The organism is Aeromonas sp. Y311-2, assembly GCF_027706025.1.
Classification (GTDB): domain Bacteria; phylum Pseudomonadota; class Gammaproteobacteria; order Enterobacterales; family Aeromonadaceae; genus Aeromonas; species Aeromonas veronii.
Genome location: NZ_JAPDCL010000001.1, coordinates 199265 through 214097, shown reverse-complemented (window position 1 = coordinate 214097; position 14833 = coordinate 199265). Strand labels below are relative to the sequence as shown.

At 59.5% G+C, this 14833-nt stretch carries 12 protein-coding genes; 4 read left to right on the top strand and 8 right to left on the bottom strand.

The window, feature by feature from the left end; translation table 11 throughout:
* The first annotated feature begins 184 nt into the window (after positions 1-184).
* Positions 185-1399 (top strand): pyridoxal phosphate-dependent aminotransferase, encoded by a 1215-nt coding sequence (locus tag OKC42_RS00965; protein ID WP_005334367.1) that lies wholly within the window; start codon positions 185-187, stop codon positions 1397-1399.
* Between the two features lie 65 nt (positions 1400-1464).
* Here OKC42_RS00965 and OKC42_RS00960 read toward each other — a convergent pair whose 3' ends face one another.
* From OKC42_RS00960 to OKC42_RS00935, 6 genes are all read right to left on the bottom strand, one after another.
* Complete coding sequence (locus OKC42_RS00960; protein WP_110302458.1) at positions 1465-2940, bottom strand: YfcC family protein; 1476 nt, start codon at positions 2938-2940, stop codon at positions 1465-1467.
* A gap of 162 nt (positions 2941-3102) precedes the next feature.
* Positions 3103-4296 carry an enoyl-ACP reductase FabV gene (gene fabV, locus OKC42_RS00955; protein WP_042054615.1) on the bottom strand — a complete coding sequence of 398 codons (1194 nt, stop codon included), beginning with the start codon at positions 4294-4296 and terminating at the stop codon, positions 3103-3105.
* Between the two features lie 150 nt (positions 4297-4446).
* Positions 4447-5034 carry a histidine phosphatase family protein gene (locus tag OKC42_RS00950; RefSeq protein ID WP_245133276.1) on the bottom strand — a complete coding sequence of 196 codons (588 nt, stop codon included), beginning with the start codon at positions 5032-5034 and terminating at the stop codon, positions 4447-4449.
* 154 nt (positions 5035-5188) lie between these two features.
* Complete coding sequence (locus OKC42_RS00945) at positions 5189-5842, bottom strand: helix-turn-helix transcriptional regulator (RefSeq protein WP_005334376.1); 654 nt, start codon at positions 5840-5842, stop codon at positions 5189-5191.
* A gap of 64 nt (positions 5843-5906) precedes the next feature.
* Complete coding sequence (locus OKC42_RS00940; RefSeq protein WP_245133278.1) at positions 5907-7196, bottom strand: L-cysteine desulfidase family protein; 1290 nt, start codon at positions 7194-7196, stop codon at positions 5907-5909.
* Positions 7197-7218: 22 nt separating this feature from the next.
* Positions 7219-7602, bottom strand: a complete 384-nt coding sequence (locus OKC42_RS00935; protein WP_005344164.1) for a Rid family detoxifying hydrolase — start codon at positions 7600-7602, stop codon at positions 7219-7221.
* Positions 7603-7853: 251 nt separating this feature from the next.
* Here OKC42_RS00935 and OKC42_RS00930 point away from each other — a divergent pair, with 251 nt between their 5' ends.
* From OKC42_RS00930 to OKC42_RS00920, 3 genes are all read left to right on the top strand, one after another.
* On the top strand, positions 7854-9149 hold the full coding sequence (locus OKC42_RS00930; RefSeq protein WP_021229327.1) for an amino acid permease: 1296 nt from the start codon (positions 7854-7856) through the stop codon (positions 9147-9149).
* 193 nt (positions 9150-9342) lie between these two features.
* On the top strand, positions 9343-11349 hold the full coding sequence (locus tag OKC42_RS00925; protein WP_270818952.1) for a methyl-accepting chemotaxis protein: 2007 nt from the start codon (positions 9343-9345) through the stop codon (positions 11347-11349).
* A 267-nt stretch (positions 11350-11616) separates the two neighbouring features.
* Positions 11617-11910, top strand: coding sequence for a hypothetical protein (locus OKC42_RS00920; protein WP_270818951.1), 294 nt, complete (start codon positions 11617-11619; stop codon positions 11908-11910).
* A 74-nt stretch (positions 11911-11984) separates the two neighbouring features.
* On the opposite strand, the gene OKC42_RS00915 is transcribed toward OKC42_RS00920, so the two are convergent.
* Both OKC42_RS00915 and speA read right to left on the bottom strand, forming a co-directional pair.
* A complete protein-coding gene (locus OKC42_RS00915; protein WP_005334402.1) occupies positions 11985-12173 on the bottom strand; it encodes a hypothetical protein in 189 nt (62 codons plus the stop codon).
* A 273-nt stretch (positions 12174-12446) separates the two neighbouring features.
* On the bottom strand, positions 12447-14348 hold the full coding sequence (speA, locus tag OKC42_RS00910; protein ID WP_224969739.1) for a biosynthetic arginine decarboxylase: 1902 nt from the start codon (positions 14346-14348) through the stop codon (positions 12447-12449).
* Between the last annotated feature and the right edge of the window lie 485 nt (positions 14349-14833).

Below are 14833 nucleotides of genomic sequence, written 5' to 3'. Positions count from 1 at the left end.
CACCAAAGATCGTGCTGAATTTAACGTTCTAGCAACCCTGTTTTAGGGCTAAAAATCAGGGAATTCTTCTAAAAAGAGGATTGTTCTAGCATTCAATTCTGTGAAGAATAGGGGAAAAGAAATTTGATACTAAAGATCGCCTTTTTCGCCAACGCGTCCCTGTGGGGAAGGAATCACACTCACCATGTTCACAATCGACAAGTCGCACAAGCTCGACGATGTCTGCTATGACATCCGCGGCCCGGTGCATAAAGAGGCTCGCCGTCTCGAAGACGAAGGCCACCGCATTCTCAAGCTCAACATCGGCAACCCGGCCCCGTTCGGCTTTGATGCGCCGGAAGAGATCATCAAGGATGTCATCCTCAACATGCCGCTGAGCCAGGGCTACTGCGACTCCAAGGGGCTCTTCTCTGCCCGTAAAGCGGTGATGCAGTACTACCAGCAAAAAGGGATGCGCAAGGTCGATATCGACGACATCTACATTGGCAATGGCGCCAGCGAGCTGATCGTGATGGCGATGCAGGCGCTGCTCAACAATGGCGACGAGATGCTGGTACCCTCCCCCGACTACCCGCTCTGGACCGCCGCCGTCACCCTCTCCGGTGGCCATGCAGTGCACTATCGCTGCGACGAAGGGGCTGACTGGTATCCGGATCTCGACGATATCCGCGCCCGCATCACCCCGCGCACCCGCGGCCTGGTGCTGATCAACCCCAACAATCCGACCGGTGCCGTCTACGGCAGCGAGTTCCTGCTGGAAGTGATCGAGATCGCCCGCCAGCACAACCTCATCATTTTCGCCGACGAGATCTACGACAAGATCCTCTACGACGATATCTCCCACACCAGCGTCTGCACCCTGTGTGACGATGTGATGGTGGTGACCTTCAACGGCCTCTCCAAGGCCTACCGCGCCTGCGGCTTCCGTCAGGGCTGGATGGTCATCACCGGTCCAAAAGGCCGTGCCCGCGGTTACATTGAAGGGCTGGAGATGCTGGCCTCCATGCGACTGTGCGCCAACGTGCCGATGCAGCACGCCATCCAGACTGCGCTCGGCGGCTACCAGAGCATCAACGAGCTGATCCTGCCGGGCGGCCGCCTGCGCAAGCAGCGGGACAAAGCGTGGGAGCTCTTGAACGAGATCCCCGGGGTCTCCTGCGTCAAACCCAAGGGGGCGCTCTACATGTTCCCGCGCCTCGACCCCAAGGTGTATGACATCCGCGATGACCAGAAGATGGTGTTCGACCTGCTGCAGCAGGAGAAGCTGCTGCTGGTGCAAGGCACCGGCTTCAACTGGCCGGCGCCGGATCACTTCCGGCTGGTGTTCCTGCCCCGCGAAGAGGAGCTGGAGGATGCCATCGGCCGCCTCGCCCGCTTCCTCAAGGGCTACAAGCAGTAAGCAAGGCTCATGAAAAAGGCTCCCGCGGGAGCCTTTTTGTTATCTGTCGTTTTCTATCCGCACCATCAGCCGTGCAGCAGGGCACCGGCTACCAGCACCGCCATGGTGATGAGGGCTACGCCGATGATAAAGGGCAGCACCCAGCGCACGAAGCGATCGTAGGGGATCTTGGCGAGCGCCAGACCGGCCACCAGATGAGCGGCGGTGGGGGCAAACAGGTTGATCCAGCCGGAGGCGGACTGATAGGCGGTGATCACCAGATCCCGGGAGATGCCGGAGAAGTCCGCCAGCGGCCCCATCAGCGGCATGGAGACGGTCGCCAGCCCCGAGGTAGACGGGATGAAGAAACTCAGGATAATGTGCACCAGATAGGCCATCAGGATGAAGACCGACGAGGAGAGTCCGGTCACCAGCCCTTCAGCCCAATGCAAAATGGTGTCGATGATGACGCCCTGCTCCATCACCACATAGATGCCACGCGCCACCGCTACCACCAGTGCCACCCCGATAAGATCTCGAGCGCCGTTCAGGAAAGTCGCCACATAGTTGGACTCCGGCATCCGGTTGATCAGCGCAATCAGGATGGAGGCACTGAAGAAGAGAGTAGAGAGCTCGTCAAACCACCAACCAAAGGTGGGCAGCACGTCGATCCCCAAGTCCGACCAGGGCACCACCGCATAGATCATCAGCAGGAAGGTGCCGAAGAAGACCAGCATGGTGAGCTTCTGCTTGCCGGTGAAGGCGAGGTTACCGCTCTTCATCTGGGAAAACTCGTCGTCATAGACGATGTCGGCCAGCACGGAGCGGGACTTGTCCTGCTGCACCTGCTTGGCGTAGCGCATCACGAACCAGGAGGCGAAGATCACCAGCAGCAGCCACTGGATGACCCGCAAACCGATCCCCTCGCCGATGGGGATACCGGCAAAACCGGAGGCAATGCCGGTGGCAAACGGGTTGACGGTGGAGGCGAGCACCCCGACCCCGGAGCCGAGCAGGATAATGCCCGCCGCCACCATGCGATCGAAGCCCGCCGCCATCATCACCGGCACGATCAGCGCCCAGAAGGCCACCGTCTCCTCTGCCATGCCGAAGGTGGAGCCGCCGAGGGCAAACAGGGCGATCAGCACCGGGATAAGCAGCCGCTCACGCCCGGCAAAGCCGCGCACAATGGCCCCCACCCCGGCATCGAGCGCACCGCTTTGCATGGTCACCGCGAGAAAACCACCGATGATGAGCACGAACAGCGCCACGTCGGCCGCCTTGTGAAAGCCCTGAATGGGGGCCTTGAGCACCTCGAACACTCCTTGCGGGTGGGCGGGTAACTCGGTGTAGCTGCCAGGCACCGGCAACAGCCGCTCGTCGCCGCTGTAATCGGCCACGGCCGCTGCTGCAACCGGCTGCTGGGTCTTGGCGGTGACATAGTCATATTTGCCCGCTGGCAGCACCCAGGTGAGGGCGGCCATCAGGGCGATGATGATGAAAAGCAGGGTATAAACTGTGGGGAGCTGGCGCTTCTTGGGCGCCTCGTTTGGAGTGGTCATAGCTTCCGTACCTCGGCAATGCCGTCTGTGATCCGATCAGCGCAAGACTAGCGGGTTTGATATGGGAAAAAGGTGATCGCTGATAATAAAATTCCGCAAATTAGCGGAATGTTTGCCAAAAAAACAGGGCCCCGCGGGGCCCTGTTTTCACTTGAGTCAGACTCAGAGCTCGACCACGTCGAATTTCACATCCGGATTTACATCCGCATCGTAATCGACCTCATCCAGACCGAAACCGAACAGGCGCAGGAACTCCTGCTTGTAGCCGGTGTAGTCAGTCAGCTCGGAAAGATTCTCGCTGGTAATGGATGGCCACAGGTCGCGGCAGGTCTGCTGCACATCTTCGCGCAGTTCCCAGTCATCCATGCGGATGCGAGCCTGATCGTCCAGCGCCATGTCGGAGGTGTAGAGACGGGTGCGCATCATGCGATCCACCTGCTCCATGCAGCCCTCGTGAATGCCCTTCTCCTTCATAATCTTGAAGGCCATGGAGATATAGAGCGGCATCACCGGAATGGCGGAAGAAGCCTGGGTCACCACGGATTTGAGCACGGCCACGTGAGCGGTGCCGCCGTTGGCAGCCAGATCGCTACGGATGGCGGCGGCGGCGCGGTCCAGATCTTCCTTGGCGCGGCCCAGAGTGCCATGCCAGTAGATTGGCCAGGTCAGATCGGTACCGATGTAGGAGTAGGCCACGGACTTGGCGCCGTCAGCCAGCACACCGGCATCACGCAGGGCAGCCATCCACAGCTCCCAATCCTGACCGCCCATCACTGTGATGGTGTTCTGGATCTCTTCCTCGTTCGCCGGCTCGACGGTGGCGGTGATGATCTGGTCCTTATTGGTATCGATGGCGGTGGTGGTGTAGACCTCGCCGATCGGTTTGAGGGCAGAGCGCACAACTTCGCCGGTTTCCGGCATCTTGCGCACCGGAGAGGCCAGGGAGTAGACAACCAGATCAATCTGACCCAGATCCTGCTTGATAAGCTCGATCACCTTGGCGCGGCACTCGTTGGAGAAGGCATCGCCGTTGACGCTCTTGGCGTAGAGACCCGCCTCTTTGGCGGCCTTGTCGAAGGCGGCAGAGTTGTACCAGCCAGCGGTACCGGTCTTGGACTCGGTGCCCGCTTTTTCAAAGAAGACGCCGAGGGTGGCGGCGCCGCTACCGAAGGCAGCCGCAATCCGGGAGGCCAGGCCATAACCGGTGGAAGCGCCGATCACCAGCACCTTCTTGGGACCATTCTCGATGGTGCCCTTGGCCTTGGTATAAGCGATCTGGCGACGAACATTGGCTTCACAACCGACCGGATGAGTGGTGGTGCAGATAAAGCCGCGAACCTTGGGTTTGATGATCATATGGGGTCTCGGATCCGTTTAATGGATGAAATCGGGGCATAAGATACCTCATCTTGCCGCGATAAGGTGCTCTGATGTGTTGAACTGCGGCAAAAATGGGCATCCGAAGGTGGCAATCATGGTCCATGCCATGGTGCCACCTCACGGCAATTAGCAGGCAATGCGGGTGATGTGGCCATCCTGCAGCTTATAGAAGGCATCTTGCGGCAACTCCTGTGACCAGGTCGCCTCATAGTCGAGATCGGCATAGACGCCACGCAACATGGCACCAAGCAGGCCGTGGGAGATAACGATGGCCCGCTCGGCGATGGCGGGATCCTGCAACCACTGGTGTGCCCGGCGCTGAATGCTCTCGAAGCTCTCGGCCCCCGGTGCCTGCAGATACCAGTCCCCTTTGCCGGTATCGAGCTCGGGGTGGGCAAGACGCAGCGCCGGGATCTGGCAGCTCTCCCACTCTCCCATGCCGAGCTCCATTAACCGGTCGTCCCAGACGATGCGCTCTGCCGCCAACCCCAGTTGCTCGCACACCAGCAGCGCAGTCTGGCGAGCACGGCCGAGCGGACTGGCGTAGACGGTCCAGCGGGCGGGATCTGCCAGTTCGGCAGCAAGGCGCCGCCCCATGGCGATGGCTTGTGCCTCGCCCTTGTCGGTCAGATCGGAGTTGCAACGCCCCTGCAGACGCTGCTCGGCATTGAATCGGGTCTGGCCGTGGCGCAGCAGATAGATGAGTCGAGACATGATTTCTCCAGCACGTTCAGAGAGATAGAAAAATAAAGGGGGGTGATGATAGCAGATGAGCCCGAAGGATGGCCCAAACAGAGAGGCTAAAACGGGCGTAAAAAACGGGTCAGGGCTGACCCGTTTGCTGCCAATTTGGCCAGATTAAACCGGCTCAGCCCTTCTTGATCTCCCGCAGATAGCGGTAGATAGAGTGGACCGAAATACCGAGCTGGCGCGCGGCGATCTGGGCGCTGTCTTTCAGTTCGAAGATCCCCATGTCGTGCAGCTGGTTGACGATGACCCGGGTCTTCTGGGACGGGGGCACCGCCTCGTTGCCGCGCACCTCGGCACTGACGGTATCTATGGTGCTGTTGAGCGCTTCGTCGATGTTGCGGGCGAACACCTCCGGGGTGGCATGGCTCTCGTGGGGATGCATGCACTCCGGCATCATGGTCCGCAGTACGGATTGCAGCGGGGCATCCATGTCGCTGTTGATACAGAGCAACCCGATGGCCCTGTGCTCCCCGTTACGGATCACGGTAGTGATGGAGCGCAGCGTCTTGCCGGTAGCACACTTGGTCATGTAGGGGCTGGAGATATCCTGCCCGCTCTTGAGCTTCATCATCGCCAGGTTGGTGATGGGGGCACCGACACTGCGGCCGGTGATATGGCCGTTGGCAATCTTGACGATCGAGGGATTGCGCGCATCCAGACTGTGGAGCAGCACTTCGGTGTGCTGACCATACATGGCGGCAATGCCATCCACTATGTTCTCCATCGACTTGAGGATCTCAAAATCGCTCGGACTCAACTCTTGCAGCTTCACAATGGGACCTTCTTGCAAGGGTTGCTGCCGGACAATGGGCGCCGGGCAGCAACCGACAGGGACATCAGGCGGACATGATATCAATAATGGTGCTGTCTGTGGCAGACATGCCCTCCTTCACCATCTGGCCGACGTTGCGGATGGTCTGATCCACGTCACCTGCGACGATCCCCTGTCCCGACACCGAGTGGCTGTTGAGGGCCATCAGGAAGCCGCGCACCGCCGCACCGGAGGAGGTACTCACCTTCATGGCGCAGGAGGCTTTCGCCCCGTCACATACCATACCGGCACTGTCACTCAGCACGTTCTGGATGGCGAAGCAGGATTGCTCGAAGCTGCCGCCCGCCAGATAGACCATGGCCATGGAGGCGGCCGCGCTGGTCACGGTATTGCCACAGAAGGCCGACAGCGGCGGATAGTGGGACTTGATATAGATAGCGCCCAGATGGCTCATGATGAGGGCGCGAGCCAGCTGCTCTTCGCTGGCCGCAAAGCGCTCGGCAATTACCATCACCGGAATGGTGGCGGCAATGCCCTGGTTACCGCTGCCGAAGTTGCTCATGGCAGGCAGGGTCGCGCCCCCCATGCGGGCATCGGAGGCCGCCGCCGTCATCATCACGATGCGGTTCATCACATCCTCGCCGATAAGACCTGCATTGATGTTCTGCTGCATGGTGCGGCCAATCTCCAGGCCATAGGGGTTGTTCATCCCCTCGGCGGAGAGCTTGCCGTTAAGCTCGGAAGCTTTGAGGATGAACTTGATCTGCTCGAACTCCACCCGGGTGGCGAACTCGTAGATGGCAGCGATGCTGATATCTACCCCGTCGCAGATGGAACCGGTGGCACCGCCCTGGCTCTGATCGGCGGTGAAGGTCACCTCGCCATCGCGGCGCTGCTCGACGATGCGGGTATGACCGCCACACAGGGTCACTTCGGCGCTGTGCTCTTCACCATGTTCATCCGTACCATAAACGGTCACGCGGCAGAAGATAAACTCGGGGGCGGTGGTGCGGCTCACCTGCACCTTGCTGGCATCGATCAGCTGCTGGGCACGCTCCACCTGTTCTGGCTGGATCGCGGCCAGCACCTCCAGCCCGGCATCGGCGTTGCCGCCGATGGCACCGGCCGCGGCCGCAATGGCCAGACCGATCTTGCCGGTCCCCGGCACATAGACACCCATCGAGTTTTTATAGAGATTGTCCGACACCGCAACCTCGAGGCGACCGGGCTCACAGCCCAGTTGCCGGGTGGCGACAGCCGCGGCATAGGCGGCGGCGATTGGCTCGGTACAACCCAGCGCTGGTTTGACAACCTGTTGAATAATCTGCAGATACTGCTGCCACGCTTGTTTCATCACTTGAACCTTTTTATCAGCATTAACGAGCGATATGGGCGATCGCTTCCACTTCAACCTTGACGCCCATCGGCAGATCCTTCACTGCGAAGCAGCTGCGCGCCGGACAATCTTTCTGGAAATAGGCTTTATAGACCTCGTTGAACGCGGCAAAATCGCTGATCTCGGCGAGGTAACAGGTGGTTTTGAGCACGGTATCCAGCGAGCCGCCAGCGGCTTCCAGCACGGATTTCAGGTTTTCCAGTGACTGGCGGGTCTGGGCGGCAATCCCCCCTTCCACCACACCCCCCTGCTGCTTGCAAACCGGCAACTGACCGGAAGTAAAGATGAGGTCGCCATAGGCAGTGCCGTGGCTGTAGGGACCGATAGCGTCAGGTGCCGCTGCTGCTGTGATGATGCGTTTCATATAGCCACTCCTGTTTGTGCAATTTTTTTTGCAATCACGAATCTCATTCCGTTCAACATTATTTGCTTTTTATTTTATCCATTCAACAAAAAGATACAAAAATGGCGTTTAAAGGCACCTTTCGGCCTCAATATAAACCGTGATCACCATCCTGATTTGAACAAAAGTACTCTTATGGGCATTGTTTATGACAGTTTCATTCAACTATATTTGCGCCGCTTTCCCACATCCCTACAAAAAAGAAGGTTTTAATGGACGCGCATAGCACTACACTCGCCAGCCCCGTGATGGGCACGCTGGAATGGAAAGAAGCGGTTCGCTTCGACAGCACCGACTGGGGCTGGATCATCATGAGCATCGGCATGGCCATCGGCGCAGGGATCGTCTTCCTGCCGGTACAGGTGGGTCTGATGGGCTTGTGGGTCTTTCTGCTCTCGGCGGTGATCGGCTACCCCGCCATGTACATGTTCCAGCGCCTCTTTATCAACACCCTGGCCACTTCGCCGGAGTGCAAGGATTACCCCAGCGTCATCACCGGCTACCTTGGCAAGAACTGGGGTGTGCTGCTCGGCGCGCTCTACTTCGTGATGCTGGTGATCTGGGTCTTCGTCTACTCCACCGCCATCACCAATGACAGCGCCTCCTTCTTGCAGAGCTTCGGCGTCACCGACGGCCTGCTTTCCGAAAACCCGCTCTACGGTCTGGTGCTGATCTGCGGTCTGGTGGCTCTGGCCTCGCGCGGCGAAAACCTGCTGTTCAAGATCTCCACCTTTATGGTGCTGACCAAGATCAGCGTGGTGGCCGTGCTCGGCCTGATGATGGTGGACAAGTGGGATGCGGCCAACATCACCGCCATGCCCGCTGCCGGTGACTGGATGAAGGATGCCATCATCATGCTGCCCTTTACCCTCACCTCCATCCTCTTTATCCAGAGCCTGAGCCCCATGGTGATCTCCTACCGCTCGCGGGAAAAGTCGCTGGAAGTGGCCCGTTTCAAGGCGATGCGCGCCATGAATATCGCCTTCGGCATCCTGTTTGTGGTGGTGTTCTTCTACGCGGTCTCCTTCACTCTGGCCATGGGCCACGATCAGGCGGTCAAAGCCTCCGAGGAGAACATCTCCGCGCTGGCGATGGTAGCCCAGGGGATGCCCGGCCAGACCCTCAAGCTCCTGAGCCTCACCCTCAACATCTTTGCGGTAATGACCGCCTACTTCGGCGTTTACCTCGGTTTCCGTGAAGCCTGTCAGGGGCTGGCGATGAACCTGCTGCGCCGGGTGCTGCCGGAAAACCGCATCAACAAAGGATTGGTAGGCAAAGGGATCATGGTGTTTACCGTCATGCTCTCCTGGGGTGCCATCGTGCTCAACGCACCGGTACTGAGCTTCACCTCTATCTGCAGCCCCATCTTCGGCATGGTGGGTTGCCTCATCCCGGCTTATCTGGTCTATCAGGTACCGGCGCTGCACAAGTACAAGGGCACCTCCCTCTACATCATCATCGTCACCGGCCTGCTGCTCTGTGTCTCGCCCTTCCTGGCGTTCAACTGATCGGTTTCCCCTTATCGACCGCGGGTCACCTTCGGGTGGCCCGTTTTCTATTGGCTCGGCTGACCGCGCCCCCGCCCGGAAGTAAAAAGCCAAGGGGATCACAACTTGCAACCGGCCATCACCCAAGGGAGGCCGCTCGGAGTACTATTCAGGCAACACGAATCACGCCCGCACTCAGGTATCGAGGCTTAACATGAAATGGATTTTCAACCCCGCCATCCGGCTGGGCAATCAGCTCTCCTTCAAATACAAATTCCTGCTCTGGTCCTGCCTGATGCTGCTGCCACTGGCCTACAGCATGACCAATCTGCTGGGGCGGCTGCAGGATGACAACGTCCAGGCCAACCGCGAGCTGGCGGGAGTGGTCAATCTCACCCCCGTGCCCGCTATCGAGCAAGCCCTGCTCACCCATCGCAATCTGGTAACCCGTCACGCCTATGAAGTGGATCCGGTCGGTGATGATCAGGTCAAGGCAGCCGCACAAGCCGTTGATCAGAGCCTGCAAGCCTTTGCCGACACCCGCCAGAACAACCCCTCCTTTGAGGTTATCCAGCAGGGCTGGGCCGCCCTGCAGAGTGAAGCGGGCAAGCTGGAAGTGGAGCAGAGCAACCTGCGCCACGACAAGCTGCTGACCGAGGTGCGCCACCTCTACAAGCACATCACAGCCAGCAGCAGCCTGATCCAGGATCCGGCGCTCGGTACCTACTACATGGTGATCCTCGCCAGCGAGCGGTTGCCGCAGCTGCGCGACCTGCTGGCCCAGGTGCGGGATCGCGCCGCCACCATCGCCGACTTCGGCCTGTTTCAGGCTGAGGGCTACAGCGGCCTGCGTTTTCGTCTTGATCTTATCAGCGCCACCCTGCAGGAGCTGGAGGCCGATCTGACCCTGCTCTACCAGATCGAACCGGCCTACCGCGCCGAGCTGGGTCAGCAGACCGATGCTCTGATACAGCTGGTGCGTCAGGGGGTCGAGACCATGGAAAACAAGATGATGAAGGATCAGCTGGTGCAACTCTCCACCAAGGAGGTGCAGGCGCTGGGGGATAAAATGGACGAGGCCATCACCGCACTGGCAGGCCAGGTACGCCAGCGGCTGGAGGCCGACCTGCATCAGCGGCTGACCGCCAACCAACGCCACTTCTGGTGGGTCACCGCGCCGCTGACCGCCAGCTTGCTGCTCTACCTCTACCTGATGATCGGTGCCTATCTCTCCCTGCGCGACACCGTAGGGCGGGTGCGTGATATCGCCGCCCGGGTCAACGCCCAGGATCTCAGCCAGCATATCGAGATCGTTGGTCAGGACGAGTTGGCCGCCATCAGCCGGGATTACAACGTGACCCTGGAGACCCTGCGCACCCTGATGCGGCGAGTGCGGGAAAATGGCGTCACCGTGGTGGAGAGCGCTACCGAGATCGAAGCGCGCACCTGCCGCTCGCAGGAGGTCATTGCCGATCAGCAAGGGGAGACCCATCAGGTCGCTACCGCCATCAAGGAGCTGGCCGCCACCTCACAAGACATGGCGGGCAACGCCCTGCAAGCCGCCCGCATGACGCAGGAGGCGCAGAACGTGGTCGGTCAGGGCGAGGATGTGGTGGAGCGCACCATCAAGGCCATCGACCATATCAACCGCGAGGTGCTGCGCACCGCCGACACCATAGGCCAGCTGGAGCAGCAGTGCAGCCAGATTGGTGGCGTCATCAGCGTGATCCGCGGCATCGCCGAACAGACCAACCTGCTGGCCCTCAACGCTGCCATCGAAGCGGCCCGGGCCGGTGAGCAGGGTCGCGGCTTTGCGGTGGTGGCCGACGAGGTGCGATCTCTTGCCAACCGCACCCAGGGGGCTACCGTCGAGATCCAGCAGATGATTGAACAGCTGCAATCCGGCGCCCGCGCCTCGGTCACCGCCATGTCGGCGGCCAGCCATGAAGCGCAGGAGGGGGTCGGGCTGGCGCAGGAGGCAAAACAGGCTTTCGGTGCCATCACCGAGAAGGTGGATCGAATGGTCGATACCAACGCCATCATCGCCAGCGCCATCGAGCAGCAGGGCGCCGTGGTCAACGAGATCGAACGCAACGTGGTGCGCATCTCCGATGGCAGTGACGAGGCGCTGCAAGTGGCCAACGCCGCCCGCGATGCCGCCCGCCAGATCCACCAGCTCACCGAACAGCTGCGCGCCATGGTACAGAGCTTCGTGCTGTAACAGAGCGCTGACAAGCCGGGCTCAACGTGAGCCCGGCATTATCTCGGTCTCGCCCCTGCCAACAACATCTCGGTTGCTCGGATCATCCAGAAAATCTCTGCGACCCACTTGCCGGGCAAACGCCAACAAAGTAGTCTCGAACGAAAACAAAATGCGGCATTCCCGACACGCACGGTCTGCGACGTCGAGGCAAGCAAGCCGCCTGCGAGCCACAGATTAAACCCAGCGTCACGTCATTTATCACCCGCTTCAAGCGAGGATTTACCCATGGCCAGATACCAGTTTTTTACCATTCCGGCGTCCAATCGGCAGCAATACACCTTTATCGACATGGCATCACCGACTTTTCTGAGTGAAAAGGCGGCCCTGCTGACCCAAGGATTCGAGGTGGAGGAGGACTTTATTGACGCAACCAGCCCGCGAGAGGCCGTCGAGAAGTTCCAATCCAATTTTCTCTATATAGCGGATGAGATAGGCAAGTCCGATAGCACCTATGCCGCAGCCGTCGCCATGCTGGAGATTGGCAAGGGGTTATTCGGTAATAAAACCCGCCTAGATTAGGTGCAGCGGTAAAGAGTGGTGGCCATCGTGGCAACGCGCCCGATGGCCATATGGCAAGACATCAATTCGGTAAGTCAGAAGCGCCCCAGCTGCTGGAGCATCTCGATCAGTTCCTCTTCGCTGCTCGGCTCATAGGCCAGCTGAAGGCTCGGCGCAGCGCCTCCCATCAGCATGTAGACGTTGGTGCTGCAGTGGTCGTAGTGATACCACTTACCGTCGATACAGACGTCGGTATAGCATCTCGGGTCCCTTTTCAGTTCCATATGCACATCCTTTTGTTACATTCCATCAACATCACTCCTGACCGTAAAATAACCACCGAGGTTCACGCTTGATGCAGATCAAGGGAAACAGCTGAAAGGGACAGATATCTGCCAGATCTGTGGCCTGCGGATGCCTTGAGCCAGCATCGGTTATCCGAATGAAGATGGGCCGAGAGCCCCGCCATATCGCCGGATGGCCCCCGGTAACAAAAACGGCGCCCGCAGGCGCCATTTTTTCATCTCCCCGCCAAAGCAAGGGGCAAGCCAAAAGGCTTATTCGTCTTCCAGATAGGCGTAGCCTTGCAGGCCCAGCTCCAGCTCGTCGAGCAGGGCTTTGCGAGTGGCATCGTCCAGCGCCGGGTGAGCGGCGATCCGCTGGTAGTTTTCGCGGATCACGGACGGGTCGATGTTGACGTAACGCAGCAGCTGGTCGACGGTGTCGCCGCGCACCACGTTGCGAATGTCCATCTTGCCCTCTTCGTCCAGCCACACTTCCGCGCAGTGGGTGTCACCAAACAGGTTGTGCAGATCGCCGAGGATCTCCTGATAGGCACCGACCAGGAAGAAGCCGACGTGGCACTCTTCGTTTTCGCCATAAACCGGCATCGGCAGGGTGCTCTCGACCCCCAGACCGTCAACATAGTGCTCGACCTGACCGTCGGAGTCACAGGTGATATCCATCAGGATGCCGCGACGGCTGAGCGGACGCTCGAGACCGGAGAGCGGCATCACCGGGAATACCTGACCGATACCCCAGGCATCCGGCAGAGACTGGAACAGGGAGAAGTTGGCAAAGCACTTGTCCGCCAGCTTTTCACTCAGCTCGTCAGCCAGCGCACGGTGGTTGCGGTTGACCGGGTTGAGCATCTCTTTGAGTGCCAGACAGGTGTTCTGGTGCAGCATCTCGGCCCAGGCACGCTGTTCAAGGTTCAAGAGGCCCATGGTGTACTGGGTATTCACGTCACCCAGATCTGCCACCGAGTCATGGAAGATCTCCAGCAGGGAGGGATCTTCGCTGCGCAGATCCAGCCAGCCTTTCCACATGTTCTGCAGAATGGTCGGTGCATCTTCGTCCGGCGCGCTGATGTCGTTCATCTCCACCCCTTCGGCACCAATGATATTGGTGACCAGCACGGCGTGGTGGGCGGTCAGGGCACGGCCGGACTCGCTGATGATGGTCGGGTGCGGCAGATCGAACTCGCGGCAGACATCACCGATGCCCCATACCACGTTATTGGCGTACTCGGAGAGGCTGTAGTTGGCGGAGCAGTGGCTCTGGGAACGGGTTCCCTCGTAGTCCACGCCCAGGCCACCACCGACGTCCACGACTTCGATGTTGGCACCGAGGCGACGCAGTTCAGCGTAGAAACGGCCGCACTCGCGGATGCCGCCCTGAATGTCGCGGATATTGGCGATCTGGGAGCCCAGATGGAAGTGCAGCAACTGCAGGCAATCCAGCTTGCCCAGCCCGCGCAGACGTTCGATCAGCGCCAGGATCTGGGAGGCGGAGAGACCAAATTTGGACATGGAGCCGCCACTCGATTCCCACATGCCGGAGCCGGTGGAAGCGAGCTTGGCACGCACCCCGATGTTGGGCTTGATGTTGAGACGAGCTGACTCGTCCAGCACCATTTCCAGTTCGGAGGGCTTCTCCACCACGATGTAGACCTTGTGGCCCATCAGGTTGCCCAAGAGGGCGTGGCGGATATATTCGCGGTCTTTGTAACCGTTGCAGACGATCACCGAGCCTTGCTCATGGTGATGGGACAGCACGGCCAGCAGTTCCGGTTTGGAACCAGCTTCCAGGCCAAGCCGGGGCTTGTCGCTGTAGGACTGGCTGATGGTCTCGATGACACGACGCTGCTGGTTTACCTTGATCGGATAAACGCAGAGGTAGTCCCCTTCATAGCCTGACTTCTCGATGGCCTGACCAAAGGCGTTGAACAGCGCATCGACCCGACTCTTGAGAATGTCGGGGAAGCGCAGCAACACGGGGGTGGTCAGCCCGGACTGACGCAACTGTTCTATGGCGTCAGAGAGCACAATATGCGCGTCAGGGCGTGATTTGTCGGGGGCGACGGTCACATGACCGGCGTCATTGATATTGAAAAAACCCGCACCCCAGTAGGGAACGTTGTAGACCTTCAAGGAGTCCTTGCTGGACCAGTTAGTCATGGGCTATGCCTCGCAAATGAGCGACCCAAAGTCGCCTTCGTTACCCTCAATCACATCCAGACCATCTAGTGCAGAGTACGGCGAGCGCTGCCATCACGAGACGCAGCCACCCAAACCAATCCTTTGCACATCGCGGCAAGCCAGAGGCTGCCTGGTGGATCTTGGGGAAGTAACGAGTCTTGATGTGGGGCTGGTGGCTTTACATCAAGCTCAACGGTATGCGGTGCCACTATGCCGTAGCGCCGCGGTACTTTGATGACAGACGACATCAGCCACGCCGTCAGTTCATCATTCGGCAGCGATCCCGACAGAAGGAGAGGGTTCCAAGGAAGAGAAGCGAAGGCGCCAGCACGCATGCGTGTTGATAGACGACAACAACCACAGCCCACCTCACCTCCAGTGACCGCCCATGACAAGGGAAGATGATGAGCCGGTGGCCCACTCGGTCAAATGAAGGATGAGAGTCTGTTGTTCTCCCTGATACC